Consider the following 24,773-nt stretch of genomic DNA (forward strand, 5'->3'; position numbering starts at 1 on the left):
AGATGAAGAAACCCGCTCCGGCGGCCTACGAGATCGACGGCACTGCCGTCGAGGCCGCCCAGTTCACCCGCGCCGCCTGCGATCCGCGCCACTCGGTGGTGGTGGAAGCCTGCGCCGGCAGCGGCAAGACCTGGCTGCTGGTGGCACGCATGCTGCGCCTGTTGCTCGCGGGCGCCCAGGCGCCTGAACTGCTGGCCATCACCTTCACCCGCAAGGCCGCGCAGGAGATGCGCGAGCGCCTGATGGAGCTCTTGCATGAACTGGCGCTGGCCGATGAGGCCGGGGCCGCCGCACTGCTGCGCGAGCGCGGCGTGGCCGAGGCCGATCTGTCGCGGTTGCTGCCGGTGGCGCGCGGCCTGTATGAGCGCATCCTGTCGTCCGAACAGAGCCTGTCCATCGACACCTTCCATAGCTGGTTTGCGCGCCTGCTGCAGATCGCGCCGCTGGCCTCGGGCGTGCCGCATGGCTATACCCTGACCGAGAAGAATGGCGAGCTGCTGGACGAGGCCTATCGCCGCTTCATGCAGAAGCTGCGCAACCCCGAGGGCGAGCGCATCAAGGCTGCCTTGCTGGAACTGTATGAATTGGCCGGCGACTTCAATTCCCGCCAGTTGCTGGACGCCTTCATCGACAAGCGTGCCGAATGGTGGGCCGCGACCCAGCACGATGGCGACGACGGTGAAGAGATCGATGCGCCGACCCCGCTGCTGTGGCTGCAAGCCCTCTGCGGCGAGGATGCGCTGCGCGACGCACGACTGTCGTTGTGGGATGACGCTGCCCTGGTGGACCGCGCCAGTCGCATCGCCATCCTGCTGGGGCGGGGCGGTGCCGCCAACAAGACCCGGGCCGTGGCCATCGAATCGGCGTTGACTGCCGGGCCGGCGCTGGCGCACTTCGACGCGCTGTACAGCCAGTTCTTCGACGACAAGGACAAGTCGCGCAAGAACGGCAAGGTGAAATCCCTGCTGGCGGCAGTGGTGCAGCATTTCCAGGTGAGCGAGGATGCCGCGCTGGAGGCCTTCGACAGCGAATTCAATGCCGTCGGCACCGAGTTGCGCAAGTTGCAGGGACGCAGCAAGGAAAAACAGGTACTGCAGCTCAATGGCGCCCTCTTCATCGCCGGCCGCGCCTATCTCGACAGCTATCAGGAAGTGAAATCGGAACAGCGCGTGCTGGACTTCGCCGACCTCGAATGGCAGGCCTATCGCCTGCTCAACGACGAGGCCAGCGCCGCCTACCTGCAGACCCGGCTGGATGCCCGCTACAAGCACATCCTGCTGGACGAATTCCAGGACACCAACCCGCTGCAATGGAGCATCGTGCGTTCCTGGCTGCGTGCCTATGGTGGCGATGCGGCGCAACCGAGCGTGTTCGTGGTGGGGGACCCCAAGCAATCGATCTATCGCTTCCGGCGCGCCGAGCCCCGGGTGTTCGTGGCGGCGCGTGACCTGTTGCGCGCGCAGGGCGCGGCCGTGCTGCGCGCCAACCAGACGCGGCGCAATGCCAGCGCCGTGGTCGAGGTGCTCAATCGCTCATTCGTGCGCGGCGGCAATCCGCTGTTCGCCCAGCAGACCACGCTGGGCCTGGAGGGAGGCGAGGTGTGGCGCCTGCCGCTGGTGCGGCAGGAGGAAGGTGCAGAAAACGTCAACGACGAGGACGCCGACGCCAGTGACCCGGCGCCCGCGATCGCCTGGCGCAATCCACTGACCACGGCACGCGGCGAGGAAGACGATGCCCGTCGCCTGCTGGAGGGGCAGGCGCTGGCGCAGGCGCTGCTCAAGGCCAGCCGCGAAGTGCCGGTGGTGGAGGGCAAGTCGACCCGGCCCATGCGCTGGAGCGACATCATGCTGCTGGTGCGCAAGCGCAGCCACCTGGCGGCCTATGAAAGTGCCTTGCGCGCAGCCGGCATCCCCTTCATCTCGGACAAGCGCGGTGGTCTGCTGGAGTCGCTGGAGATCGCCGACCTGATCGCGCTGCTGACCTTCCTCATCACCCCCAACGACACGCGGGCGCTGGCGCACGTCCTCAAGAGTCCCATCATCGGCGCGGCCGACGACGATCTGGTACAGATCGCCCGCCGTGCCGCACAGGCCGATGGCGGTCACTGGTGGCAGCACATGCTGGCCATGCAGCAGGAAGGTGTGGCCTCGGCCGCGCTGGTGCGCGCGACGGGCATGTTGCAACGCTGGCTGCAGGCGGCACCGCACCTGCCGGTGCATGATCTGCTGGACATGATCCTGCACCAGGGCGACCTGGTTGCGCGCTATGCCCAGTACGCCTCGCCGCTGACGCGCAGCCAGACCCTGGGCAATATCGCCGCCTTCGTCGAGCTGTCGTTGAACATGGATGCCGGACGTTATCCCAGCCTGCCCAAGTTCATCGACGCGCTGCGCGTGTTGCAGCGCAGTGCCGGTGGCGATGCGCCCGACGAGGCCAGCGTGGATGCCAGTGCCGATGCCGTGCGCATCCTCACCGTACACAGCGCCAAGGGGCTGGAGGCGCCGGTGGTGGCGATCCTGGATGCCAATCACAGCGAATCGGTGGAAGACAACCTGGGCATCATCTGCGAATGGCCGCAGGACCAGGATGCGCCGACGCATTTCTCCGCCTTCGGCCGTCGTAGCGAACGTGGCGCGGCGCGTCAGCGCCTGTTCGACGAAGAGGATGCCCTGCGTCAGCAGGAAGACTGGAACCTGCTCTACGTCGCCGTCACCCGCGCCAAGCAATTGCTGTTGGTGTCAGGCGTGGCCGGCACCCGTGGCGCGGGGGAGGGCGGTATGGTGGCCGGCAGCTGGTACGAGCGCCTCTTCGCCAGCGATGCCCCGGTGCGCGAGATCAGCGAGGAGGCGGTGCAGGGCGCGCAGGCGGCAGTGCTGGAAGAGCGCTTCGAGCTGTCGCTGTTCGAGCCGCGGCCGGTCCCGTTGTCGCTGTTCGGTGCGGGCACTGGCTCTGGCTCTGGCCCTGGCGAGGCCGAAACGCCGACCGTCGTTGCCGAAGACGGCACCCTGGTCGCCAGCGAAGCCATCGATGAAGGCGTGGCCCTGCACGCGCTGCTGGAACGCCTGACCCATGCCCAGGCCTGGCCCTTGGTGCTGCCCGCGCCACCGGTGCTGGTGCGCTGGCTGGGTGTGTCGGCGGAGATGGCGCAGGTGGTGCATGCGCAGGCGCGCCAGATGCTGGCGCAGCCGCAACTGGAACGCTTCTTCAATCCGGCCCTGCACCGCTGGGCGCGCAACGAGATGGAGATCGTTTCCACCAGCGGTGTGATGCGCCTGGACCGGGTCGTGATGTTCGAGGATGAAGTCTGGGTGCTCGACTACAAGCGGCGCCTGCTCGATAGCGAACGCGCCGATTACGCCGCACAGCTGGCGCGCTATCGCAGCGCGCTCGTGTCGGTCTTTTCTGACATGCGAATCAGGTCTGCGCTGATTACCGCAGATGGCACACTGGTGGAACATTGAGGCTCCCCCAACTACCGTCATCCACTCCATGCGCTTCGGATAAGTTCCAGAAATTCAATAAACATCAAATCAGGAAGTTTAAATTTTCCGTTGTAAGATAAAAAAGATCATCGCAGAGGGCAAGAGTGATATCTTCGGTGCTCCGTGATTGTTGGCAACGTGGTTTTGTTAGTAAATCCGCGTTGATCAATCCGGGACCGATCGCATCGGGTAGTCATGCATCGCCAGGCCGATCCGGCTATCCACGCTCGCACGCTTGCACGCTCATGCGATCCACGCATGGTCCCCGTCCGGTCCCCGCACCGGGCGCGGTTCCAACAACCTAATCGTTCTACAGGAGGAGATATGGAGTGGGCTCTTCCGTCTTTCACCCTCGCACAGACGCTGCAATGGAATGCCTTGCTGGTATTCGGCGGTCTGCTGCTGTTCGGGCTGATCGCGGGCTACGTAGTTTCCAAGTCCCCATGGGTGCCACGCATCACGGGTTATCTGCTGGTCGGTTTCCTGCTCGGTGCGGGCGGCTTCAACCTGCTTTCGGGCGAAGTGCTCAAGGTCACCAACATCTTTGCCGACATCGCCGTGGCACTGGTGGTGTATCAGCTGGGTCGCTATGTCGATATCGGCTGGCTGCGTCGCGAGAAGTGGCTGATGATCACCGTGGCCGTGTCGGCGGTGCTGTGCTTCGGCTTCGTCAGCATTGCGCTGACCTGGTTCGGTACCGATTCGGTGATGGCGCTGCTGGGTGGCGTGATGGCCATCGCTACGGCTCCGGCCGTGGTGCTGGTGGTATTGCGCGACCTCAAGGCCGAAGGCCAGGTCACGCGCCGGCTCGCCGCCATGACGGCCTTGAACAACTTCGTCGCCGTGCTGGCCGCCTATGCGCTCTTGCCGGTGATTGCGCACGAGGCCGGCACGCCGGTGGCCACGCTGATCCAGCACACCCTGTATTCGCTGGTGGGCTCGGCGGTCCTGGCCTACCTGACCTATTGGCTGATGATGCCGCTGGCACGCCTGCTGGGTCGCGAGAACAGCTCGCAGTTCGTGCTGGTGATCTCGGTGATCGCGCTGGCCATCGGTGTGGCGCATGCGCTGCACCTGCCGGTGATGCTGACCATGCTGATCTTCGCCATCCTCTCCAAGAACCTGGATCGCCAGTTCGATCTGATGGAGCTGGAATTCGGCGTCGCCAATGAATTGTTCGTGGTGATGCTATTCGTCACCGTGGGGGCCTCGATGAAGCTGTCGGACCTGGGCCTGCTGGGTTTCTCGGTGCTGATCCTGATCGCAGCCCGCTTCCTGGCGATGGGGCTGGGCATCTTCCTGTTCGCCCGCTTTGCACGCATGAACTGGCGCCAGGCCGGCCTGCTCACGCTGGGTACCCTGCCCATGACCGAGGTCGGCGTGGGCCTGATGCAGACGGTGTCTTCGCTGTACCCGCACACCACGGCCAATGTGCTGCCGCTGCTGGCGGGCAGCATGGTGGTCCTGGAATTCCTGGGGCCGGTGGCGACACAGTTTGCCCTGATCAAATCTGGAGAGAGTGGACGCGAATGAATACCGAGACACTGATCCGCAATGAACAAGACGCCGCTGCGAGCCAGGCCCACGTGGCCGGTCCGCAGGGCAGCGCCGGCATCCTGCCGTTCGGTTCTTCCACGCCCTTTACCATGGGCATCGAGCTGGAACTGCAACTGGTCAACCGCCGCAACTACAACCTGGCCAGCGATGCGGTCGATCTGCTGAACTGGATCGAGCCGCGCGACCTGCAAAAGCAGATCAAGCTGGAAATGACGCAAGGCATGATCGAGCTCAATTCGGGCATCCATACCCGCGTCGATGAACTGATCGAAGAGCTCAAGGGCTTGCGCGCCGCCTTGAACAAGGGCGCGCAATACCTCAACATCGACGTCTCCGGCGGTGGCGCGCATCCCTTCCAGCACTGGAATGAACAGCGCATCACGCCCAGCGAGCGTTTCCATTACCTGCACGAGAAATACGGCTACCTGGCCAAGACCTTCACGGTGTTCGGCCAGCACATCCACATCGGGGTGGAGAATGGCGACGATGCGCTGTACCTCACGCACGGCTTCTCGCGTTACGTGCCGCATTTCATCGCACTCTCGGCGGCGTCGCCGTTCTATCAGGGGGCCGACACCAAGTTCGATTCCTCGCGCAGCAATGTGGTACGCGCCTTCCCGTTGTCGGGCACGGCCCCGGTCCACACCCGCTGGGCCGAGTTCGAGACCTACTACGATGAATTGCACCAGATGGGCATCATCGCCAGCATGAAGGATTTCTACTGGGACATCCGTCCCAAGCCGGAATACGGCACCGTGGAAATCCGCGTCTGCGATACGCCCCTGACCATCGAGCATGCGGCACACCTGGGCGCCTATGCCCAGCTGCTGGCACGCTGGATCCTGACTGAACGGCCCTTCGTGGTGGGTGACGATTTCTACCTGCTGTACCAGTTCAACCGGTTCGAGGCCAGCCGTTTTGGCCTGAACGGTCAGCTGGCATTGCATGGCGCCACGCCTTCGCAGTCGCGCAAGCTGCCCATCTTCGAACATCTGCTGCAGCAGCTGCAGTTGCTGGAACCCTACGTGGCCAACGAGGCCGAGCATCAGACCATCGTGCGCCTGCGTCGCATTGCGCATGACCGGCTCTCGGACGCCAACTGGCTGCGCCAGATGTTCGCCCAGCGCGGATCGCTCAATGACATGATGCGGCTGTCCTCGGAGTTGTGGATGGGCGTGGAGCCGCCGCCGTATTTCCAGTAACCGATATGTCGCTATCCATGATTTCCACCGCAAGGCGGTGAGCTGGAGTTGAGGTGTCCGCCCGCCCGGGTGATTGCAGAGCACAGGGGACGGCGGCGAGAAGGCAGGGGGCCGGTGTCGCAAGATGCCGGCCCCTTGTCTTTGTGATCGTTGTTTCCTGGCTCTTGTGCGCAAGGGCCGGGATCGCCGACAATCACGGCTTTTGAAGCGACCTCGGGCTGCACCGAGATGCGTGCCGGAGCCAGCATGAACCACCATTCCCCCAAGCATTTTGATGTCGCCGTCATCGGCGCCGGCGCGGCCGGCATGATGTGCGCCGCCGTGGCCGGCCAGCGTGGCCGGCGCGTGGTCCTGATCGACCATGCCGGCAAGCTGGCCGAGAAGATCCGCATCTCCGGGGGCGGTCGCTGCAATTTCACCAATGTGGGCGCCGGGCCACAGCATTATCTTTCGCAGAATCCGCATTTCTGCCGCAGCGCCCTGTCGCGCTATACCCCACAGGACTTCATCGGACTGGTCAAGCGCCACCGCATCGGCTTTCACGAAAAGCACAAGGGTCAGCTGTTCTGCGACGATTCAGCCGAGGACATCATTGCCATGCTCAAGGCCGAATGCGAGACCGGCAACGTCAGCTGGCGCATGCCCTGCACCGTGCATGAGGTCGGCAAGAGCGGAGAGCTGTTCCGCATCGCCACCAGTGCCGGCGAAATCCAGGCGGCGAGCCTGGTGATCGCCACCGGCGGACTGTCCATTCCCAAGATCGGCGCCACCGATTTCGCCTACCGCATCGCCCGCCAGTTCGATCTCAAGCTGATCGAACCGCGCCCGGGGCTGGTGCCGCTGACCTTCGATGGCAAGGGCTGGCAATCGCTGGTGGAGCTGGCCGGCATCGCCCTGGAGGTGGAAGTGGAAACCGGAGTGAAGAAGGAGCGGGGTTATTTCCTGGAAGACCTGCTGTTTACCCACCGTGGCCTGTCCGGCCCGGCCATCCTGCAGATTTCCAGCTTCTGGAAGCCGGGCGCGCCGCTGAGCCTGAACCTGCTGCCGCAACTGGATGTGGCCGAGACACTGATCGAGGGCAAGGGGACGCTCAAGAAGAACCTGGGCAACCTGCTCGCGCAATGGCTGCCCAACCGCCTGGCCGAGGGCTGGCTCCAGATCCATGGCTTCGATGCCGGCGCGCGCATTGCCGACATGCCGGACAAGGCACTCAAGAAGCTGGGCGACTCCCTGAACCGCTGGGTGATCGTCCCCAGCGGCTCGGAAGGCTATCGCAAGGCCGAGGTCACCCTGGGTGGCGTCGATACCCGCGAGCTGTCACAACAGACCATGATGGCCAACAAGGTGCCGGGCCTGCATTTCATCGGCGAGGCCACCGATGTCACCGGCTGGCTGGGTGGCTACAACTTCCAGTGGGCCTGGGCCTCGGGTGTGGCGGCCGGTTCGGCGGTGTGAGGCGAAGTTGGTGGTGAGGTTGCTGACGTTGTAGATGGCAAGGGCGGAATTTTTCGTCCGCTTCCCTTGACTTCAGGTGAAGCATCATCTTGACTGTGATAAGTGACTGATTCTTATCCGTTTTTTACTGGCGGGGTGGAAAAAATGCCACGTTTGGCCTTCCAATCGGGTATCAGTACTGCTACAATCGCTTTCTTTGCTATCCAACCTAACCTTTTTGGTTTGAATTTACATGACCACTATTCGCGTTAAAGAGAACGAGCCGTTCGAAGTTGCAATGCGTCGCTTCAAGCGCACCATCGAGAAGACCGGTCTGCTGACCGAACTGCGCGCACGCGAGTTCTACGAAAAGCCGACCGCTGAGCGCAAGCGCAAGCTGGCTGCTGCCGTGAAGCGTCATTACAAGCGCATCCGCAGCCAACAGCTGCCGAAGAAGCTGTACTAAGAATTTTCTGCCGCGCCCAGGTGCGGCCGATGTGTAAACCCGCTCCGGTGTTGGTCCGCAGCGGGTTTTCGCTTTTTTCCTCATTTGTTCGCTGGTTCGTCACCTTGAGCCTGCCCGTCCTGGATTTTCTTCTCTGAAACCCCAGATATGAAGCAAAGGCAGCGATTCGGGCTGGCGATAAGCCCATCCATGTTCTACGATCCTATGACAGGCGGCCACCTTGCCGCCTGGAACACTGGATGCGGGATGGCGCCAGATTGCAGAATACTCATCCACCTCATCTTCGGAGTACCCCATGGGTTTGAAAGAGCAGATCACGGAAGACATGAAGGCGGCCATGCGCGCCAAGGAAATGGGCAAGCTGGGCACCATCCGCCTCTTGACCGCCGCGATGAAGCAGAAGGAAGTCGATGAACGCGTCGAACTGACCGACGCCCACGTGCTGGCCATCATCGACAAGATGGTCAAGCAGCGCAAGGATTCCATCTCCCAGTTCGAAGCCGGTGGTCGCCAGGATCTGGCCGACATCGAAAAGGCCGAGCTGGCGGTGCTGGCGGCCTACATGCCGGCCAGCCTGTCGGATGACGAGATCAAGGCCGAGGTACAGGCTGCCGTGGCCGCCACGGGTGCCGCCGGTCCGCAGGACATGGGCAAGGTCATGGGCGTGTTGAAGCCCAGGCTGGCCGGTCGTGCCGACATGACGGCCGTGTCCGCGCTGGTCAAGGCCGCGCTGGCGTCCTGATCGGGCTGCCGCCCTTCTTGCCACTGGCTCCGTCCATTCGTCCGCAACCCAGGTGATTCCACAGTCGTTCATCCAGGACCTGCTCAACCGCGTCGACATCGTCGACGTGGTGGGACGTTACGTGCAGCTGAAGAAGGGTGGCGCCAACTTCATGGGCCTGTGCCCCTTCCACAACGAGAAATCCCCCAGCTTCACCGTCAGCCCGACCAAGCAGTTCTATCACTGCTTCGGCTGTGGCGCGCACGGTACCGCGATCAGTTTCCTGATCGAGTATTCCGGCATGGGTTTCGTGGAAGCGGTCAAGGATCTGGCCCAGAACGTGGGCATGGTGGTGCCCGAGCGCGAAGACAGCATCCCCCTGGCCCAGCGCCAGGAAAAGCAGGCCAAGAGCATGGCCTTGTCGGATGTGATGACGCGCGCCAATGACTTTTACCGGCACCAGCTGCGTGGCGCCCAGATTGCCATCGACTATCTCAAGGGGCGAGGCCTGACCGGCGAGATCGCCGCCCGCTTCGGCCTGGGCTATTCGCCCGACGAGTGGGACAGCCTGCGTCAGGTCTTCCCCGATTACGAGAACGAGGCCCTGGTCGAATCGGGCCTGGTGATCGACAAGAGCGAAGAGGGCGGCGCCCACCGCAAGCGTTATGACCGCTTCCGGGGCCGCGTCATGTTCCCCATCCGCAATACCAAGGGCCAGGTGATCGGCTTTGGCGGTCGCGTGATGGATGGGGGTGAACCCAAGTACCTGAACTCGCCCGAAACCCCGCTGTTCCAGAAGGGCAGCGAGTTGTACGGCCTGTTCGAGGCGCGCCAGGCGATTCGCGAGGCCGGCTATGCGCTGGTGACCGAAGGTTATATGGATGTGGTGGCGCTGGCCCAGTTGGGCTTCCCGCAAGCGGTGGCCACGCTGGGAACGGCCTGCACCCCGATCCATGTGCAAAAGCTGTTGCGCCAGACCGACCAGGTGATCTTCAGCTTCGACGGCGACAACGCCGGCCGCCGTGCCGCGCGCCGCGCGCTGGAGGCCTGCCTGCCGTATGCCTCGGACAACAAGACCATCAAGTTCCTGTTCCTGCCCAAGGAACATGACCCCGATAGTTACGTGCGCGAGATGGGTGCCCCGGCCTTCGAGGAACAGATTCGCGAAGCGCTGCCGTTGTCGCAGTTCCTGCTGCGGGAAATCATCGGCGAGAACGACCTGCGCTCCCCGGAAGGCCGCGCCCATGCACAGTTTGCGGCCAAGCCCATGCTGCAGGCCCTGCCGGCATCGGCCTTGCGCTTGCAGATCGTGCGCAGCATCGCCCAGGCCACGCAGTCAACCGCGGCCGAGCTTGAGGCATTGTTTGAACTGGAAAAACCGGTCGCCCGCGTACGCGCCGCACCGCCGCGCAGCAAGCGTACCGCGCCGGTTGGCCTGGCGCGCCAGATCATGCGCCTGCTGGTGGCGCATCCGCAGTTGTCGGCCGACCTTGATGCCGGCGCGCTGGAAGCCATCGCCCGTATCGCTCCGGACCAGGCCGAGATGCTCGGACAACTGGTCGGCGCCGCCCAGAGCATGGGCGAGCAGGCCAATTTCGCCGCCCTGGTCGAGCATCTGCGCGAGGGTGGCCCCGAGTTCGATTCGATGATCGCGGAAATCGCGGCCGAATCGGAATCCGAATTCGATGTGGTGCGGGCCGAGATGGCCGGCGCCATCCGCCAGGCCAGGATCCGCGCCCTCGACGAGGAGATGCAGATGCTGGTGACCTCGAACCTGCGCACCGAGGAAGAGCGCAACCGCTATCGCGAGCTGATGCAACGCAAGGAATGGCTCAAGCGCCAGACCGGCGGTGCCGCCGTGGCGGGATGAGGATGGGCCGCCGTCGCCAGGGGCTGATGAGTAGCTGCTGGGGAGTGGGGCGACGCGCTTGAAACAGGAGGATGGACATCGGTGACCCAGGTCATCGATGGCAGGGTCGCAGGAGCTGGCAGGGCAGGTTTCCGGAAAACACGGTAAAGCCATGCAAATTGCCGTGATTTGTCCGCCGGATCGCTGGCGAATGGCCGAATATCGCGGCTTGATCCCGGAGAAAAGAGCCCCATCTGTGCTATACTATAGGGCTTTAGTTCCGCCGGATGGCTCTTGCATCCCCACCCTGCGGCACCATGTCTTCACCCCGGCGCATCGGGATGAAGGCCGGCAGACAGCGGTATCGCCTGCCGGATCGGGAATGGCACGACTGCCTGCTTTCCAGATCGATGGCCCGCCGGTAAAAAGGAACGTTGCGCGTGCAGCCGGAGTCTACCGGGAAATCGGTACCGGAGTTGCATCATTAGCATGACTTGATTGGCGCAATGAGTGAATTCTCAATTGGCAGTTGATTCTATGGCAAATGCAATGAAGAAACCCGCGAAAACTCCAGCAGCGTCGACAAAGAGCAGCAAGCCGGCAACGGCGGTAAAATCCACCGCCGCTACCAAGCCCACCAAGGCGGTGGCCGCCAAATCGCCAGTCAAGGGGACTGCGACGGCAGCCAGCACCGTAAAACCCACGGCAAAGACTGCAGCAGCAGCGACGCCGAAAAAGACGACAGTCAAGACAACTGCCGCCAAGCCGGCCCGCGCCGCAGCGCCCAAGGGTACTGCAACGCCAGCCAACAAGTTACCTCAAGCCGCCGAACAAGCGGTTTCTGTGAAAGCGACGAAGACTTCCGTGACCACCAAGAAACCCGAAACCAAGACCGCCAAGACCACCAAAGCCGCACAGGTCGAAGGCAAAGACGTCAGCGCGACTGCCGCGTCGAGCGTAAGTCAAACCACTGATGCTGCCGCCCTGGCAGCCATCGACACGTCCGGCTATGTGCTGCCGAGCGTCAAGGTGCCGGGCCGTCGTGGCCGCAAGCCCAAGGAATTCCAGCCCGAGAGCGACGAAGTCGCCGCGCTCAACACCATCGAGCGTACTGAACTGAAGGCTGCCGACAAGGCCAAGGCCAAGGACCGCAAGGCCAAGGAAAAGGCCCTGTTGAAGGACGCCTTCTCTTCCGACACCGAAGCCAGCGAAGAAGAGCTGGAGCGCCGTCGCCAGAAGTTGAAGACCCTGATCAAGCTCGGCAAGGAGCGTGGTTTCCTGACCTTCTCGGAAATCAACGACCACCTGCCCGAGAACATCGTCGATCCGGAAGCCATCGAAGGCATCATCGGCACCTTCAGCGACATGGGCATCTCGGTCTACGAGCACGCCCCTGACGCCGAAACCCTGCTGCTGTCGGACAACGTGGCCAACGTCGCCAGCGATGACGACGCCGAAGCCGCCGCCGAAGCCGCCCTGTCGACCGTCGATTCCGACTTCGGCCGTACCACCGACCCGGTGCGCATGTACATGCGTGAAATGGGTTCGGTCGAGCTGCTGACCCGCGAAGGCGAAATCGAGATCGCCAAGCGCATCGAAGACGGCCTGAAGGACATGATCCAGGCCATCTCCGCCTGCCCGACCACGATCGCCGAGATCCTGGCTGCCGCTGACCGCATCTCCAAGGATGAGATCAAGGTCGACGAAATCGTCGATGGCCTGGTCGATCCCAACGAAAGCGAACAGCAGGTCGACGCCGCCGCTTCCGACTCCGACGAGGACGACGAAGAAGCGGAAGAAGACGAGGAAGAAGACGAAGAAGAGGAAAGCGAGAACAGCGGTTCCGGCGCTGCCGGCTTCTCCGCCGAACAGCTGGAACAGTTGAAGCGCGACGCGCTGGGCAAGTTCGCCGTCATCGGCACCCAGTTCGAGAACATGCGCAAGGCTTTCGAAAAGGAGGGCTACAACTCCAAGCCCTACGTCAAGGCGCAGGAAATCATTTCCAACGAGCTGCTGGGCATCCGCTTCACCGCCAAGATCGTCGAGAAGCTGTGCGACACCCTGCGCGCGCAGGTGGATGAAGTCCGCACCGTCGAACGCCAGATCCTGGACGTGGCCGTCAACAAGTGCAACATGCCGCGCGCCCACTTCATCAAGGTCTTCCCCGGCAATGAAGTGAACCTCGACTGGGTGGACGGCGAAGTCGCCGCCAACCACGACTACAGCACCGTGCTCAGCCGTAACGTCCCGGCCATCAAGGAACTGCAGCAGAAGCTGATCGACCTGCAAGCCCGCGTGGTACTGCCGCTGCCTGACCTGCGCGCCATCAACAAGAAGATGGGCGCTGGTGAGAAGAAGGCACGCATGGCCAAGCGTGAAATGACCGAGGCCAACCTGCGTCTGGTGATCTCGATCGCCAAGAAGTACACCAACCGTGGCCTGCAGTTCCTGGACCTGATCCAGGAAGGCAACATCGGTCTGATGAAGGCAGTGGACAAGTTCGAATATCGTCGCGGCTACAAGTTCTCGACCTATGCGACCTGGTGGATCCGTCAGGCCATCACCCGCTCCATCGCCGACCAGGCGCGCACCATCCGTATTCCGGTGCACATGATCGAGACGATCAACAAGATGAACCGCATCTCGCGTCAGATCCTGCAGGAAACCGGTGCCGAGCCGGATCCCGCAACCCTGGCGATCAAGATGGAAATGCCGGAAGACAAGATCCGCAAGATCATGAAGATCGCCAAGGAACCGATCTCCATGGAAACGCCGATCGGTGACGACGACGATTCCCATCTGGGCGACTTCATCGAGGACAACAACACGCTGGCCCCGGCCGATGCGGCGCTGCATGCCTCGATGCGCAACGTGGTCAAGGACATCCTGGACTCGCTGACCCCGCGCGAAGCCAAGGTCCTGCGCATGCGTTTCGGCATCGAGATGTCGACCGACCATACGCTGGAAGAAGTGGGCAAGCAGTTCGACGTGACCCGCGAGCGTATCCGCCAGATCGAAGCCAAGGCACTGCGCAAGCTGCGTCACCCCTCCCGTTCGGACAAGCTGAAGAGCTTCCTGGAAGGGAATTGATATTAGGGTGTCAGAATTGGCCGGCGAAGATGTTAAAATCGCCGGCTGATTTTTTGGCCCCCTAGCTCATGCTTGGTTAGAGCAGCGGACTCATAATCCGTTGGTGCCGTGTTCGACTCACGGGGGGGCCACCAGTACCTGAAAGGGATTTCGAGAAATCGAAGTCCCTTTTTCTTTTGAGGCTACAGGCAATTGTCATGACTTTGCGGATCCAGCTCACGCAAAGCCGCCCAAGCCAACGCTCACCCCCTCCCAGGCAAGATCACGCACACAGGTATACGATGGTGACCCATCCACGGACCCCATCAGGAGCAAGGCATGCCAAACCTTCATGACCCGCAACAACCCCAGTTTCCGTGGGACGCCGCCCAGTATCTGCGCTTCGGCGGTGAACGCCTGCGTCCGGCGCTGGACCTGATGTTGCATCTGCCCTTGCAGGCAGCCGCCCGTATTCTCGATTTCGGTTGCGGTGCGGGTAACCTGACGGCCTTGCTGCAGCAGCGCTGGCCAGAGGCTGAAGTGCTGGGCGTGGATGGCTCGGAGGACATGCTGGCCAAGGCGCGCGCGACCGTTCCGCATGGTCGCTTCATCCAGGCCGATCTGAACCACTGGACGCCGGAGCACAAGCTTGACCTGATCTACACCAACGCGACCCTCCAATGGCTTCCCGATCACGCACAGCTGTTCCCACGGCTGTTGTCCTTCCTTAATCCCGGTGGTTGCCTGGCGGTGCAGATGCCGGTCATGCACGATGCGCCGTTGAGACTGGCGCAGGTGGAACTGGCGCGCTCGCCGGCCTATGCAGAGGTTCTGGGTGACGTGTCGGAACGGCGCAATGTGCTGGATATGGGCGGCTATCACGACCTGCTGCGACCACGGGTGGCGAGCCTGGATATCTGGCAGACCACCTATCTCCATGTGCTCAAGGGCGAGGACCCGGTGCTGGAGTGGGCCAGCGGCAGCAGCCTGCGGCCCCACCTTGAAAAGATGAAGGGCGAACAGCTGCAGGCCTTCCGCGCCGATTATGCGCGCAGGATGCATCTGGCCTATCCGCCTCGCAGTGACGGCAGTACCTTGTTGCCGTTCCAGCGCATGTTCATCATGGCGACCTTGCCGGGCTGAACCTTGCGCGTTGTGAACAGGCCTTAGCGAGCCAGCCTGTCGGCCCAGTCCACAATCTCCCTGGCAACCGCCTGTGGCTGTTCCGGAAACAGCGCATGACTGGCATCAGGAATCACCCGCACCTCCACCCTGCCGGGCAGGGCGTCGCGCAGTTCATCGCGGGTGGCCGCAGGGCGCCAGGGGTCGTGCTGCGCTTGCAGGTCGAGGATGGGTACGGTCGAATACGGCCACCACGTCGACTGTGGTGTCGTCCGGCTGGCCTGCCGATAGGCCGAAGCGAGTTCTGGATGCCATCCCTCCAGCCAGGACTGCGACACGAACGGTCCGTAGAAGAAGGCATCTCTGAGCGCCGCAATCCGCTGCGCGGTTGAGTTGCGCTGGTCTGCAGCGATATCCAGCGCCGCGCTCAATTGCGCCGGGAGCCGTCCTTTGGCTGCCGCAGCTGCCACGACCACGCCGCGTACCAGTGCGGGATAATCCTGCGCCGTGACCCGGGCCACGTAATGTCCGTACGCATGGCCCACCACGATGGCGCGACCTTGGCCCAGCAGCCGGATCGCCAGCGCCACATCACCGGCCAGGGTGTGCAGGCTCATCCCTTCCAGTGCTCCCCGGCTGGCACCGATGCCACGCGGTTGCGGCCGCAGCACACGGTAACCGGCCTGGGACAGGAGTTCGGCGACGGTGTCGAAATCCTCGCTGCCGCGTTGCGAGGAAGGCAGCAGCACGATCACTCCCTTGCGCTCCCGGGCATCGGGGCCTGAGGCTTCATCGACGATGACCTCGATCGACGTTTCACCCTCTTGAACAATGGCATGGTTGCGTACATTGGCTGCCGCCAGTGGCGCGCTCCACGCCAGCCATGCCGTTACGGCGGCCAGCAACATCGCAATCTTCATGGGGTCTCCTTTTTCTTGTCACGATCTTGGCGCGGGCGGCACGGCAGGTCGGAGCCTGCCGTGCCGCCCACCCGTATCCATGCATGGGCTCAGGCAAGTGCTGCTCAGAACGTATGCCTGATCCCGGCATTCCAGGCCATGTCGCCCGAGCCGGTCTCGATGGCGCTGCCCACTGTGTAGCCGGCGCCGTTCTTGTTCCAGACCCTGGCCACCGTTGTGTACAGTTCGGTACGTCGGGAGAGCGCATACAGATAGCCCAGTCCCAGTTGTGAAGCATCCTGGTTGAAGCGGGTGCGGTCATCCTTGCGGATGTAGGAGGCGATCAGCTTGTGCCGTCCCACGGGCAGGGTCACGCCGAGGATCATGTCGCGGCTGTCGGTGGTCGGGGTTGGGGCGACCGCCAGGCCGTAGGCATTGGCATTGTTGAGTGCCGAGCTGCCATAGCCCTTGTTGATGCCGTAGCCGAAGTTGAACTTGACCACCTTCAGGTCATAACTGCCGGAGAGCAGCGTGTTCTTGGCGTTCTCGCTGCGCTGGACGGTGGGCGTATCCATGTTGCGGTTGTGGTGCGCCAGGCGTAGCGAAAGGCCGCCATTGGCATAGGCCAGGGCGCCGCCCCAGGCGCGGCCCATGGCATTGGAACCGGCGTTTTCGCCGAAGCCGTAGACCGCTTCGGCGGAGACGCCGCCGAAGGAAGGTGACACGTACTTGACCGTGTTGTCCATGCGACTGCCCGAATTCGCCGCCAGGTTCGCAGCGTTACCGGCAAAGCCTGCCGCAAACGGATCGGCCAGCACGAAGCCGGTGTAGTGCGGTGTGTACTGGCGGCCCACCGTGAGCGTGCCTTGCGAACCCGACAGGCCCACATAGGACTGGCGCCCGAAGAGCAAGCCGCCCTGGCCCATCGCCCCGGTGTCGCTCTGGAATCCGGACTCCAGTACAAACAGCGCCGCCATGCCGCCACCGAGATCTTCAGTCCCCTTGAAGCCGAGTCGGGAACCCGATCCTATCCCGCCGGTGATCTTGTTGACCGAGCCGTTGCGGCCACCGGATTCGTGCACGAAGCCGGTATCGACAATACCGTAGATGGTCACGCCGGACTGCGCCAACGCGGCGTGGGTCGACAGCAGCAGGGCGGCGCCCAGGGCCAGCTGGCGGGCATATGTGCGGGTGTCAGGCTGCCTTGTCGACCGGGAAAACTGTGATGGCAATGGGTAAGACATGGATGCTCCTCCTTGTGGTTGATATGTGTCTGCTGCCCGGCCCGATGCCGGGCGCAGGCGAGACGTGTCCCTTCCACTGCGACGGCGAGGTCGCAGCGGTGGAATCTTGTGAAGGTGTTCCGGGCCGGCCGCTAAGTTCGTGCGTAGCGGTGGGACGGCACCGGTAGAGGTCAGCGGCCGGTGAAGACCGGTGCGCGCTTTTCCTTGAACGCCAGCTGCGCTTCGCGCGCATCCTCGGTCTTGCCGATGGCGGCGGTCATGTCCTGTTCGTAGCGATAGCCGTCGCGCAGGCTCAGGTCTTCGATGACGTTCATGGTGTGCTTGCCCATGCGCGTGGAGACCGGGCTTTTGGAAGCGATCACATGGGCGATCTCCAGTGCTGTCTCCAGCAGGGCCTCGGGCGCCACGCAGGCTTCCACGATGCCCAGTCGGTACAGCTCCTGGCCGCCGACCCGGTAGCCGGTGAGGGCCATGCGGCGCAGGCGGGAATGCGGGAACAGGCGCATGGCATGACGGCAACCACCGAGCAGGCCGACATCGACCTCCGGCAAGCCCAGGCTGGCCTGCTCGGACGCCACCAGGATGTCCGAGGAGGCCACCAGTGCCAGCCCCGAGCCCAGTGCGGCGCCGTTGATGGCGGCCACCACAGGCTTGGCGCATTCACGCACGGCATGGAAGCATTCCCGGGTGCGCCGCGAGTGCGCCATGAAGTCGCCCGGCTGGCGGATGTTCTCGGCACGGCCCTTGAGGTCGGCGCCGGCGCAGAACACCTTGCCGGCACCCGTCAGCACGACGGCGCGAATGTCATCGGTCTCGGAGATGGCGTCCAGTGCCATCGTCAGTTCATCGTTGAGCGTGCGGGTCAGCGCATTGACCGGCGGCGCATTCAGGGTCAGCGTGGCGACATGGCCATCGAGTCTGACATTGAGCTGGGTGAAGTCGAACATGGAATCCCTCGTCATGAATTTAACGGCCGGCCTGGTCAAAGCCATACAGTGTCTGCGGGTTGTCCACCAGGATCTGCTGCCGCACCGCGGCGTCCGGCACCCACTGGTGGAACAGGTCGATGAGTGCGCCCACATCCGGTGCCTTCTCCCCCATGCGGACATGGGGCCAGTCCGAGCCCCACAGCAGGCGCGCCGGATTGGCCGCCACCAGGGCGTCGTGGAAGGGTTTGAGATCGGCATAGGCGGGGGCCGCACCGGAGACCCGGCAGACCGACAGCTTGATCCATACGTCACCGTCCCGAAGCGCGGCCAGCACCGTCTGGAAGGCAGGATCATCGACGCCGCGCTCGACCTTCAGGCAAGCCATGTGGTCCAGCACCAGTGTCAGCCCGGTCGCACGCAGCTGCGGCAACAGCTGCGCATAGGCCTCGCAGGGCGCCCACAGTTGCGCGTGCAGGCCTGCTTCGCGCATGGCCGGTGCCAGCTGCAGCAGATCGTCCACGCCCACGCTGCCGGCAAACCTGTCACCGGCAGGGGTGAGCATCTCCACGAAACGCAGACCACGGATGCCGCCGGCATGCCAGGCCTGCAGAGTGGCCAGCGGCGTGTCGGCGCTGGCCACGGCGATGCCGCGTACCTGTCCGGCGCTGGCGGCGATGGCTGCCAGCATGCAGGCCGGATCGCTACCGTAAGGAGCGGGTTGCACCAGCACGCCGCGACTTGCACCTACCGTGGCCAGCATCTGCGCATGGAGTTCGGCAGGGGCCAGCGGCGGCGGATAGTTCGATGCCGTGGATAACGGAAATGCCGCATACGGACCGAAGACATGGGCGTGGCTGTCGCAAGCCTGGGCCGGCAGGGAGGTACGCGGCGCCGTAGGCATGCGCGGTGTCTCAGTCTCGGTGGGGATGAAGCCGGAGGTCGTCACGATAGCGGCTCCTTGACCGGGCTCAGCTGGCCGGGCGGCAAGTCGGCCAACTGCGGCCGGCCCTGTTGCGTGGCGACCTGCAGGCGCGGTTCTGCATATTCCTCCGGCACCGGAATCTGGTGCACGTTGAGCGTCATGGCCACCATCGTGTAGTAGCCCAGGATGGCGCCCAGTTCGACGATGCCGGCCTCGCCGTAGAGACCCAGCACGTGTTGATACACCTCCTCATCGACGTTGCCGTGCTGCTGCAGTTGCCGGGCATATTCGTAGACGTGGGCATCGGCGGCGTCGGCAAACATGGGGGCCTGGCATGCGCACAGCGCATCGATCACCGTTTGCGGCAGGCCGGCGGCCTGCGCTGCCTGCGCATGGATGGCCCATTCGAGCTGGCTGTTCCAGCGCCGCGCTGCCACCAGGATCACCAGTTCGCTATGACGCGGCGGAATACTGGTGCCGAAGCGCAGCAGGGCCCCCATCTTTTGCCAGCGGTCAGCCAGTGCCGGGTTGTGCAGGGCGGCTTTCAAGGGGCCGACCAGGCGCGCGCGCGGGCCGCTGACGATATCGTCGTAGACCGCACGCTGTTCGGCGTTCATGGTCTCCGGGGAGGGGAAGGAAATTCTTGGCATGGCGTTTCGGTCAGGTTCTTGTCGTGGTTCGATTTCAGATCACGCCAGCGTCATTCCACGCGGCGATCTGGGCGGCATCAAAGCCGAGTTCGGTCAGCACCTCATCGGTATGCTGGCCCAGCAGAGGAGGCGCCTTGTCGAAGCGCAAGGCGGCATCGGCAAAGCGCATCGGGCTGCGGATCTGCGGCACCGACCCGGCAGTAGGGTGGGGGATCTGGATCAGCATTTCGCGGTGCTTCACCTGTTCGTCCTCGAACACCTGCGGGATGGTGTTGATCGGGCTGCACGGGACCCCGGCGGCATCCAGCAGCGCGGCCCATTCCTGCATGCCACGGGTCTTCAATACCTCAGTGATCATGGGCAGCAGCACATCCTTGTTGCGCACCCGATTGCCGTTGGTGGCGAAGCGCTCGTCGGCCGGCCATCCGGCCTGGCCGATCACCTGGCAGAACTTGGCGAACTGGCCATCGTTGCCGACCACCAGGACGATGTAACCATCGGCGCAGGCGAACACGTCCTGGGGCTGGATGTTGGGGTGCTTGTTGCCGGCGCGTTGCGGGGTCTTGCCGGAGATCAGGTAGTTCATCCCCTGATTGGCGACCGAACCCACCATGACGTCGAGCATGCCGATATCGATGTAGTCGCCCAGGCCGGTCTCTGCCCGTCGCGCCAGCGCCGCCAGTACCGACACCGAGGTGTACATGCCGGTCATCAGGTCGACGATGGGCACGCCCACTTTCTGCGGGCCGCCGCCTGGCAGGTCGTCCCGTTCACCGGTGACGCTCATGAGGCCGCCCATGGCCTGGATCATGAAGTCATAGGCGGCGTTGTCGGCCTTGGGGCCGGTCTGGCCGAAGCCGGTCACCGAGCAGTAGATCAGGCCGGGGTTGATCTGCTTGAGGCTGGCGTAGTCCAGGCCGAACTTGGCCAGGGTGCCGACCTTGTAGTTTTCCAGGAGGATATCCGAGCGCGCCGCCAGATCGCGGATGATGCGCTGGCCCTCGGCCGTGTTCAGATCCACCGTGATGGACCGCTTGCCGCGGTTGCAGGCCAGGTAGTAGCCGGCTTCGCGGGTTTCGTTGCCCTCTGCGTCACGCAGGAAGGGCGGGCCCCAGCTGCGGGTGTCATCGCCCACGCGCGGGCGCTCCACCTTGATGACGTCGGCGCCGAGATCGGCCAGGATCTGGCCCGACCAGGGACCAGCGAGGATGCGCGAAAGATCGAGCACCTTGATGTGGGAAAGCGGACCTGCCATGAGAACTCCGATATCAAACCAAAAAGCAGAAAAAGAAGGGCAGCCGTGTTCAGGCTGCAGCGTCGTCCGGCACCGTCGCCTGTGCCGAGGGACGCAGGCAGAATCCCGCGTGCCAGCTCGCCAGTTGCGGGCGGCCGGCACGCCAGTCGAGATCGGCGAAGCGGTAATCGAGATAGGACAGCGTGCAGCCGAGGGTGAGGTGACCGATGTCGAAGCCACTGTCGGCCAGGGCCGGGGCCTCGTCTTCGAGACGGTCAAGCGCAGTGCCGATCTTGAGCGCAAATGCCTGCAGCCAGCTATCCAGTTGCTGGGCGGGCGTCTTCATGCGTTCCTGGCGCCAGATCAGCAATACCGACAGCATGCCGTCGCCCAGTGCCTGGCGGCGCAGCGCAGTCCAGCGTGCCGGGCCGGCCGCCGGGAAGAACCGTGGGCCGTCGTGCAGGCTGTCGAGGTATTCGCAGATCACCGGCGAGTCGTACAGCGGCTCACCGCCGGGCAGAACCAGCGCGGGAATCTGCGAGAGGGGATTGTCGGCCATGATGGCCGGATTGGGCGTGGCGATGGCGGCCACCGAACGCACCAGCTGCACGCGCGATTCGAGACCCGTTTCCTTGAGCAGGATGACCACCTTGCGCACGAAGGGCGAGCGTGGCGACCAATGGAGTTTCATGCCGTTTCCTCATCTGTCGATGACTGGCAACGGCAATCGGTGCACCGTTACTTCAGTCGTATGTCGAGGCGAATCACATCGCCCCGGTAAATGCCCCGGCCCACGAACACGACGCGGCCGGCCTGGTCTACCGCCGAGCGCGTCACATACGCGATCGGCGCATTGAGCGGGATCTGCAGCAGTTCCGCAATGAGCGGATCGGCCGAGCCCAGCGTCAGCGTCTGGTGTGCCTCCTTGATCTCCAGCCCCGGCAGATCGCGCAAGATGCGCATCGAGGTCTTGGTCTCGAAGGACTTCTTCGGGATGCGGGCGCAGACGCGCGCATCGATATACACATCGCCGAGGTAATACGGCTTGCCATTGCGCCAGTGGCGGCGCCGCCAGTGCTCGTAGGCCTCGGCCATCTGGCCCAGCGACGGCTCCACCGGCGCAGGCGCCAGCCGCTCGCGCTCGGTCAGCACTTCGATGGTGGCACCTTCCGGTGCCAGCAACTGGCCTGACCAGTCGGTGGCCACCTCGCACCAGAACTGCTCCTGCGGTTTGCCGATCACGAACGTGCCCTTGGCACGGTAGCGCGCGATCAGCTTTTCCTCTTCCAGCATGTCCAGCGCCTGGCGTACCGTGGCGCGGGCCACCTGGCATTCCTCGGCCAGTTCATCGACCGTGGGAATCTGCGTGCCGACTGCCCAATCACCCGATTCCACCCGATTGCGGAACAGACTGGCCAGCTGGACGTAGCGCGGTACGGCGCTACGGCTGAAATCGATGGCCAGCTTGCGCGGGTCGGCCAGGTCAGGGAGGGAGGGGCGGGAGGGCGGGTTTTTCATCAAAAGCTTTCGGGAGCTTGGCGGCCGCCGGGAGGGGCGGTGCACTGGGCGATAATTCGGCCGTTTATTGACGAATTATCCCCGAATTATCCGTTAGCTCAAACTTTTGACTGATACCCTTCCATACTGCCTTTGCCCGCTGCCTGGCGGCTCAGTGCCCCTGATAGCGCGCTGCTCTCTTTTCCAGGAACGCCTGCATGCCCTCCTTCTGGTCCTGCGTGTCGAACAGCATCTGGAAGGCGCGCCGTTCCAGCGCCAGCGCACTGTCCAGCGCCATATCCTGACCCTGCTGCATGACCTCCCGGATCGCCCGCACCGCCAGCGGCGGCATGGCCGCAATGGTGCTTGCCAGTTCGCGCGAGCGCGCCAGCGCCTGGCCGTCGTCGCAGACTTCCGAGACCATGCCCATGGTCAGGGCTTCGCGTGCGCTGACCGCTTCGCCGGTCAATACCAGCTTCATGGCCTGGTACTTGCCGATGGTGCGCACCAGCCGTTGCGTGCCGCCGGCACCCGGCATGATGCCCACGCGGATTTCCGGCTGGCCCAGCCTGGCAGTCTCGCCGGCGACGATGAGGTCGCAGCACAGCGCCAGCTCGCAGCCGCCGCCCAGTGCATAGCCTTCCACTGCCGCAATCAGCACCTTGTCTACGCGACGCAGCACATTGAAGACGCGGTCGGTGGCTTGCAGGGTATGCGAGGTCGGCGTCATCGTCGCCATCTCGCCGATATCGGTCCCGGCGACGAAATAGCGGTCCGAGCCGGTGAGGATGATCACGCGTACCGTCGGGTCCGCCGCCGCCGCGTCGATCAGCTCGGCCAGGGCCTGCTTGACCTCCAGATTGAGGGCATTGCGGCGTTCCGGCCGGTCGATGGTGATGACGGCCACCGCGCCGGAGATTTCGCAGCGGACGGGCGCTGTCCTGTCGGCAGCCTGGCTCATGCGCTGGCCCTCTCGGAAAAGAAGGCGCGATTCGTCAATGCCATGCGCGCCAGCAGCGGCGAGAGACGGTAGCGGTCCTCGCCATAGCTCAGTGACAGATGGCGGATCACGCGCGCCACATGGGCAATGCCGATGCGGTCGGCCCAGGCCAGCGGCCCACGCGGATAGTTCACGCCATTGAGCATCGCCAGATCCACATCGGCGGCCGTGGCAATCGTCTGCTGCACGGCGTCCGCGCCTTCGTTGGCCAGCATCGCCACGGTGCGCATGACCACCAGCCCCGGGCAGTCATCCAGCACGACGACCGACTTGCCGATACCGGCGAAGAAGGCCTGGGCGACGGTGAGTGCATGGCGATCCGTCTGGTCGGCCGCCGCCAGGGCAATGCTGCGCGCCTGACGATAGTCCAGGGCCAGGTCGAAGACCACTTGCACGCCATCCCGGGCAAAGCGCTCGCTGGCACTGCGGCCGTCGCTCAGGGCCAGCGTCACGCCATCGATGTGCAACACACCCGCGCCGTCGGTCACGCGCACTGGCAGGCCGTGTTCGTGCGCTAGGTCGATGAGTGCGGCGGCGGGGCCCAGGTCGCCTTCGGCGATGACACTGCCTATGGTGTAGCCGGCAGGGGTGTCGGCGCTGGAGGTGATCGCGTCGCCTGTCTGCGGCTCCACGTCATAACGGTAGAAGCCGCGCCCGCTCTTGCGCCCCAGCCAGCCGGCGTCGACCAGTTCCTTCTGCAGCAACGATGGTTTGTAGCGTGGGTCCTGGTAGAGCGCGTCGTAGACCGATTGGGTGACGGCGTAATTGACGTCGTGGCCGATCATGTCCATCAGCTCGAAGGCGCCCATGCGGAAGCCGCCCGTCTCGCGCAGCACCCGATCCAGGGTGGCGGCATCGGCAGCGCCCTCGGCCAGCAGGCGCAGTGCCTCGCCATAGTAGGGGCGGGCGATGCGATTGACGATGAAGCCCGGCGTGGAGCGGCAATGCACCGGGACTTTTTTCCAGGCCAGGGCGGTCTCGAAGATGGTCTGCACCACTGCCTCGGCACTGGCCTTGCCGCTGACCACCTCGACCAGCGGCAGCAGCGGTGCCGGGTTGAAGAAGTGCATGCCCACTACCTGCTGCGGCCGCGCCAGTCCGGCGGCGATGGCGGTGATCGACAGGGAGGACGTATTGCTGGCGATGATGGCGTCCGGGCGCAGCAGTTGCTCCAGTTGCGACAGCACGGCGATCTTCACGTCCAGTCGTTCGACGATGGCTTCGATCACCAGTGCGGCGCCGGCCAGCTCCTGCAGGCTGCCGCCGCGCAGGCGGGCCAGGCAGGCATCGTGATGGGCCTGGTCTATCTTGCCCTTGGCCAGTAGCCGGGCGTAGCGGCTGCGGATGCCATCGAGGCCACGTTCCAGTGCGCCCGCTGCGGCATCGTGCAAGACCACCGGGTGACCGGCGTCCAGAGCCACCTGGGCGATGCCGCTGCCCATGGCGCCGGCGCCGATGATGCCGATGAGGGTGTCTGGTTTCAAGGCGTTCATGTG

20 protein-coding genes and 1 tRNA gene are annotated in these 24,773 nt (G+C 64.0%); 10 read left to right on the plus strand and 11 right to left on the minus strand.

All coding sequences use genetic code 11. The annotated features are described in order from the left end of the window. Positions 1-2: 2 nt before the first annotated feature. The 7 genes from HWE04_RS02300 (at position 3) to dnaG (ending at position 10,732) form a co-directional block, all read left to right on the plus strand. The gene (locus HWE04_RS02300; RefSeq protein WP_241811367.1) at positions 3-3,461 is read left to right on the plus strand and encodes a UvrD-helicase domain-containing protein; all 3,459 of its coding nucleotides are present in this window, start codon (positions 3-5) and stop codon (positions 3,459-3,461) included. A 345-nt stretch (positions 3,462-3,806) separates the two neighbouring features. Further along, entirely contained in the window at positions 3,807-5,015 is a 1,209-nt protein-coding gene (locus HWE04_RS02305; RefSeq protein WP_006462946.1) for a cation:proton antiporter, read from the plus strand. Continuing rightward, positions 5,012-6,241, plus strand: a complete 1,230-nt coding sequence (locus HWE04_RS02310; protein WP_006462947.1) for a YbdK family carboxylate-amine ligase — start codon at positions 5,012-5,014, stop codon at positions 6,239-6,241. Before HWE04_RS02305 ends, HWE04_RS02310 begins: the two co-directional genes overlap by 4 nt. Before the next feature lie 246 nt (positions 6,242-6,487). Then, a complete protein-coding gene (locus HWE04_RS02315; RefSeq protein WP_241811368.1) occupies positions 6,488-7,696 on the plus strand; it encodes an NAD(P)/FAD-dependent oxidoreductase in 1,209 nt (402 codons plus the stop codon). A gap of 232 nt (positions 7,697-7,928) precedes the next feature. Beyond that, positions 7,929-8,141, plus strand: coding sequence for a 30S ribosomal protein S21 (gene rpsU / locus HWE04_RS02320; protein WP_006462949.1), 213 nt, complete (start codon positions 7,929-7,931; stop codon positions 8,139-8,141). 295 nt (positions 8,142-8,436) lie between these two features. Beyond that, complete coding sequence (locus HWE04_RS02325; RefSeq protein ID WP_241811369.1) at positions 8,437-8,883, plus strand: GatB/YqeY domain-containing protein; 447 nt, start codon at positions 8,437-8,439, stop codon at positions 8,881-8,883. A gap of 52 nt (positions 8,884-8,935) precedes the next feature. Beyond that, complete coding sequence (gene dnaG, locus HWE04_RS02330; protein ID WP_006462951.1) at positions 8,936-10,732, plus strand: DNA primase; 1,797 nt, start codon at positions 8,936-8,938, stop codon at positions 10,730-10,732. A gap of 497 nt (positions 10,733-11,229) precedes the next feature. On the opposite strand, the gene HWE04_RS24530 is transcribed toward dnaG, so the two are convergent. Continuing rightward, a complete protein-coding gene (locus HWE04_RS24530) occupies positions 11,230-11,460 on the minus strand; it encodes a hypothetical protein (RefSeq protein ID WP_241811370.1) in 231 nt (76 codons plus the stop codon). Positions 11,461-11,575: 115 nt separating this feature from the next. Here HWE04_RS24530 and rpoD point away from each other — a divergent pair, with 115 nt between their 5' ends. From rpoD to HWE04_RS02350, 3 genes are all read left to right on the plus strand, one after another. Beyond that, a complete protein-coding gene (gene rpoD / locus HWE04_RS02340; protein ID WP_006462953.1) occupies positions 11,576-13,801 on the plus strand; it encodes an RNA polymerase sigma factor RpoD in 2,226 nt (741 codons plus the stop codon). Positions 13,802-13,856: 55 nt separating this feature from the next. Beyond that, positions 13,857-13,935, plus strand: a tRNA-Ile gene (locus HWE04_RS02345). Positions 13,936-14,119: 184 nt separating this feature from the next. Next, the gene (locus HWE04_RS02350) at positions 14,120-14,923 is read left to right on the plus strand and encodes a methyltransferase domain-containing protein (RefSeq protein WP_241811371.1); all 804 of its coding nucleotides are present in this window, start codon (positions 14,120-14,122) and stop codon (positions 14,921-14,923) included. A gap of 23 nt (positions 14,924-14,946) precedes the next feature. Here the strand turns inward: HWE04_RS02350 and HWE04_RS02355 are convergent, their stop codons facing one another. From HWE04_RS02355 to HWE04_RS02400, 10 genes are all read right to left on the minus strand, one after another. Further along, entirely contained in the window at positions 14,947-15,822 is an 876-nt protein-coding gene (locus HWE04_RS02355; protein ID WP_241811372.1) for an alpha/beta fold hydrolase, read from the minus strand. 104 nt (positions 15,823-15,926) lie between these two features. Continuing rightward, on the minus strand, positions 15,927-17,045 hold the full coding sequence (locus HWE04_RS02360; RefSeq protein ID WP_241811373.1) for a porin: 1,119 nt from the start codon (positions 17,043-17,045) through the stop codon (positions 15,927-15,929). A 170-nt stretch (positions 17,046-17,215) separates the two neighbouring features. Next, positions 17,216-17,992: an enoyl-CoA hydratase/isomerase family protein gene (locus HWE04_RS02365; protein WP_166758372.1), complete on the minus strand. Its 777-nt coding sequence runs from the start codon at positions 17,990-17,992 to the stop codon at positions 17,216-17,218. A 19-nt stretch (positions 17,993-18,011) separates the two neighbouring features. After that, complete coding sequence (locus tag HWE04_RS02370; protein WP_241811374.1) at positions 18,012-18,920, minus strand: amidohydrolase family protein; 909 nt, start codon at positions 18,918-18,920, stop codon at positions 18,012-18,014. Beyond that, on the minus strand, positions 18,917-19,546 hold the full coding sequence (locus HWE04_RS02375; protein ID WP_241811375.1) for a carboxymuconolactone decarboxylase family protein: 630 nt from the start codon (positions 19,544-19,546) through the stop codon (positions 18,917-18,919). Before HWE04_RS02375 ends, HWE04_RS02370 begins: the two co-directional genes overlap by 4 nt. A 34-nt stretch (positions 19,547-19,580) precedes the next feature. Beyond that, a complete protein-coding gene (locus tag HWE04_RS02380; protein ID WP_241811376.1) occupies positions 19,581-20,801 on the minus strand; it encodes a CaiB/BaiF CoA transferase family protein in 1,221 nt (406 codons plus the stop codon). Positions 20,802-20,850: 49 nt separating this feature from the next. Then, positions 20,851-21,471 carry a glutathione S-transferase family protein gene (locus HWE04_RS02385; RefSeq protein ID WP_006462966.1) on the minus strand — a complete coding sequence of 207 codons (621 nt, stop codon included), beginning with the start codon at positions 21,469-21,471 and terminating at the stop codon, positions 20,851-20,853. Between the two features lie 47 nt (positions 21,472-21,518). After that, complete coding sequence (locus tag HWE04_RS02390; RefSeq protein ID WP_077237326.1) at positions 21,519-22,298, minus strand: GntR family transcriptional regulator; 780 nt, start codon at positions 22,296-22,298, stop codon at positions 21,519-21,521. A gap of 151 nt (positions 22,299-22,449) precedes the next feature. Next, positions 22,450-23,238 carry an enoyl-CoA hydratase-related protein gene (locus HWE04_RS02395; protein ID WP_241811377.1) on the minus strand — a complete coding sequence of 263 codons (789 nt, stop codon included), beginning with the start codon at positions 23,236-23,238 and terminating at the stop codon, positions 22,450-22,452. Further along, positions 23,235-24,770, minus strand: a complete 1,536-nt coding sequence (locus tag HWE04_RS02400; RefSeq protein ID WP_241811378.1) for a 3-hydroxyacyl-CoA dehydrogenase — start codon at positions 24,768-24,770, stop codon at positions 23,235-23,237. The genes HWE04_RS02395 and HWE04_RS02400 overlap by 4 nt, the downstream gene beginning before the upstream one ends. Between the last annotated feature and the right edge of the window lie 3 nt (positions 24,771-24,773).

Origin of the sequence: Herbaspirillum sp. C7C2, assembly GCF_022627865.1 — a bacterium.
GTDB lineage: Bacteria > Pseudomonadota > Gammaproteobacteria > Burkholderiales > Burkholderiaceae_D > Herbaspirillum > Herbaspirillum frisingense.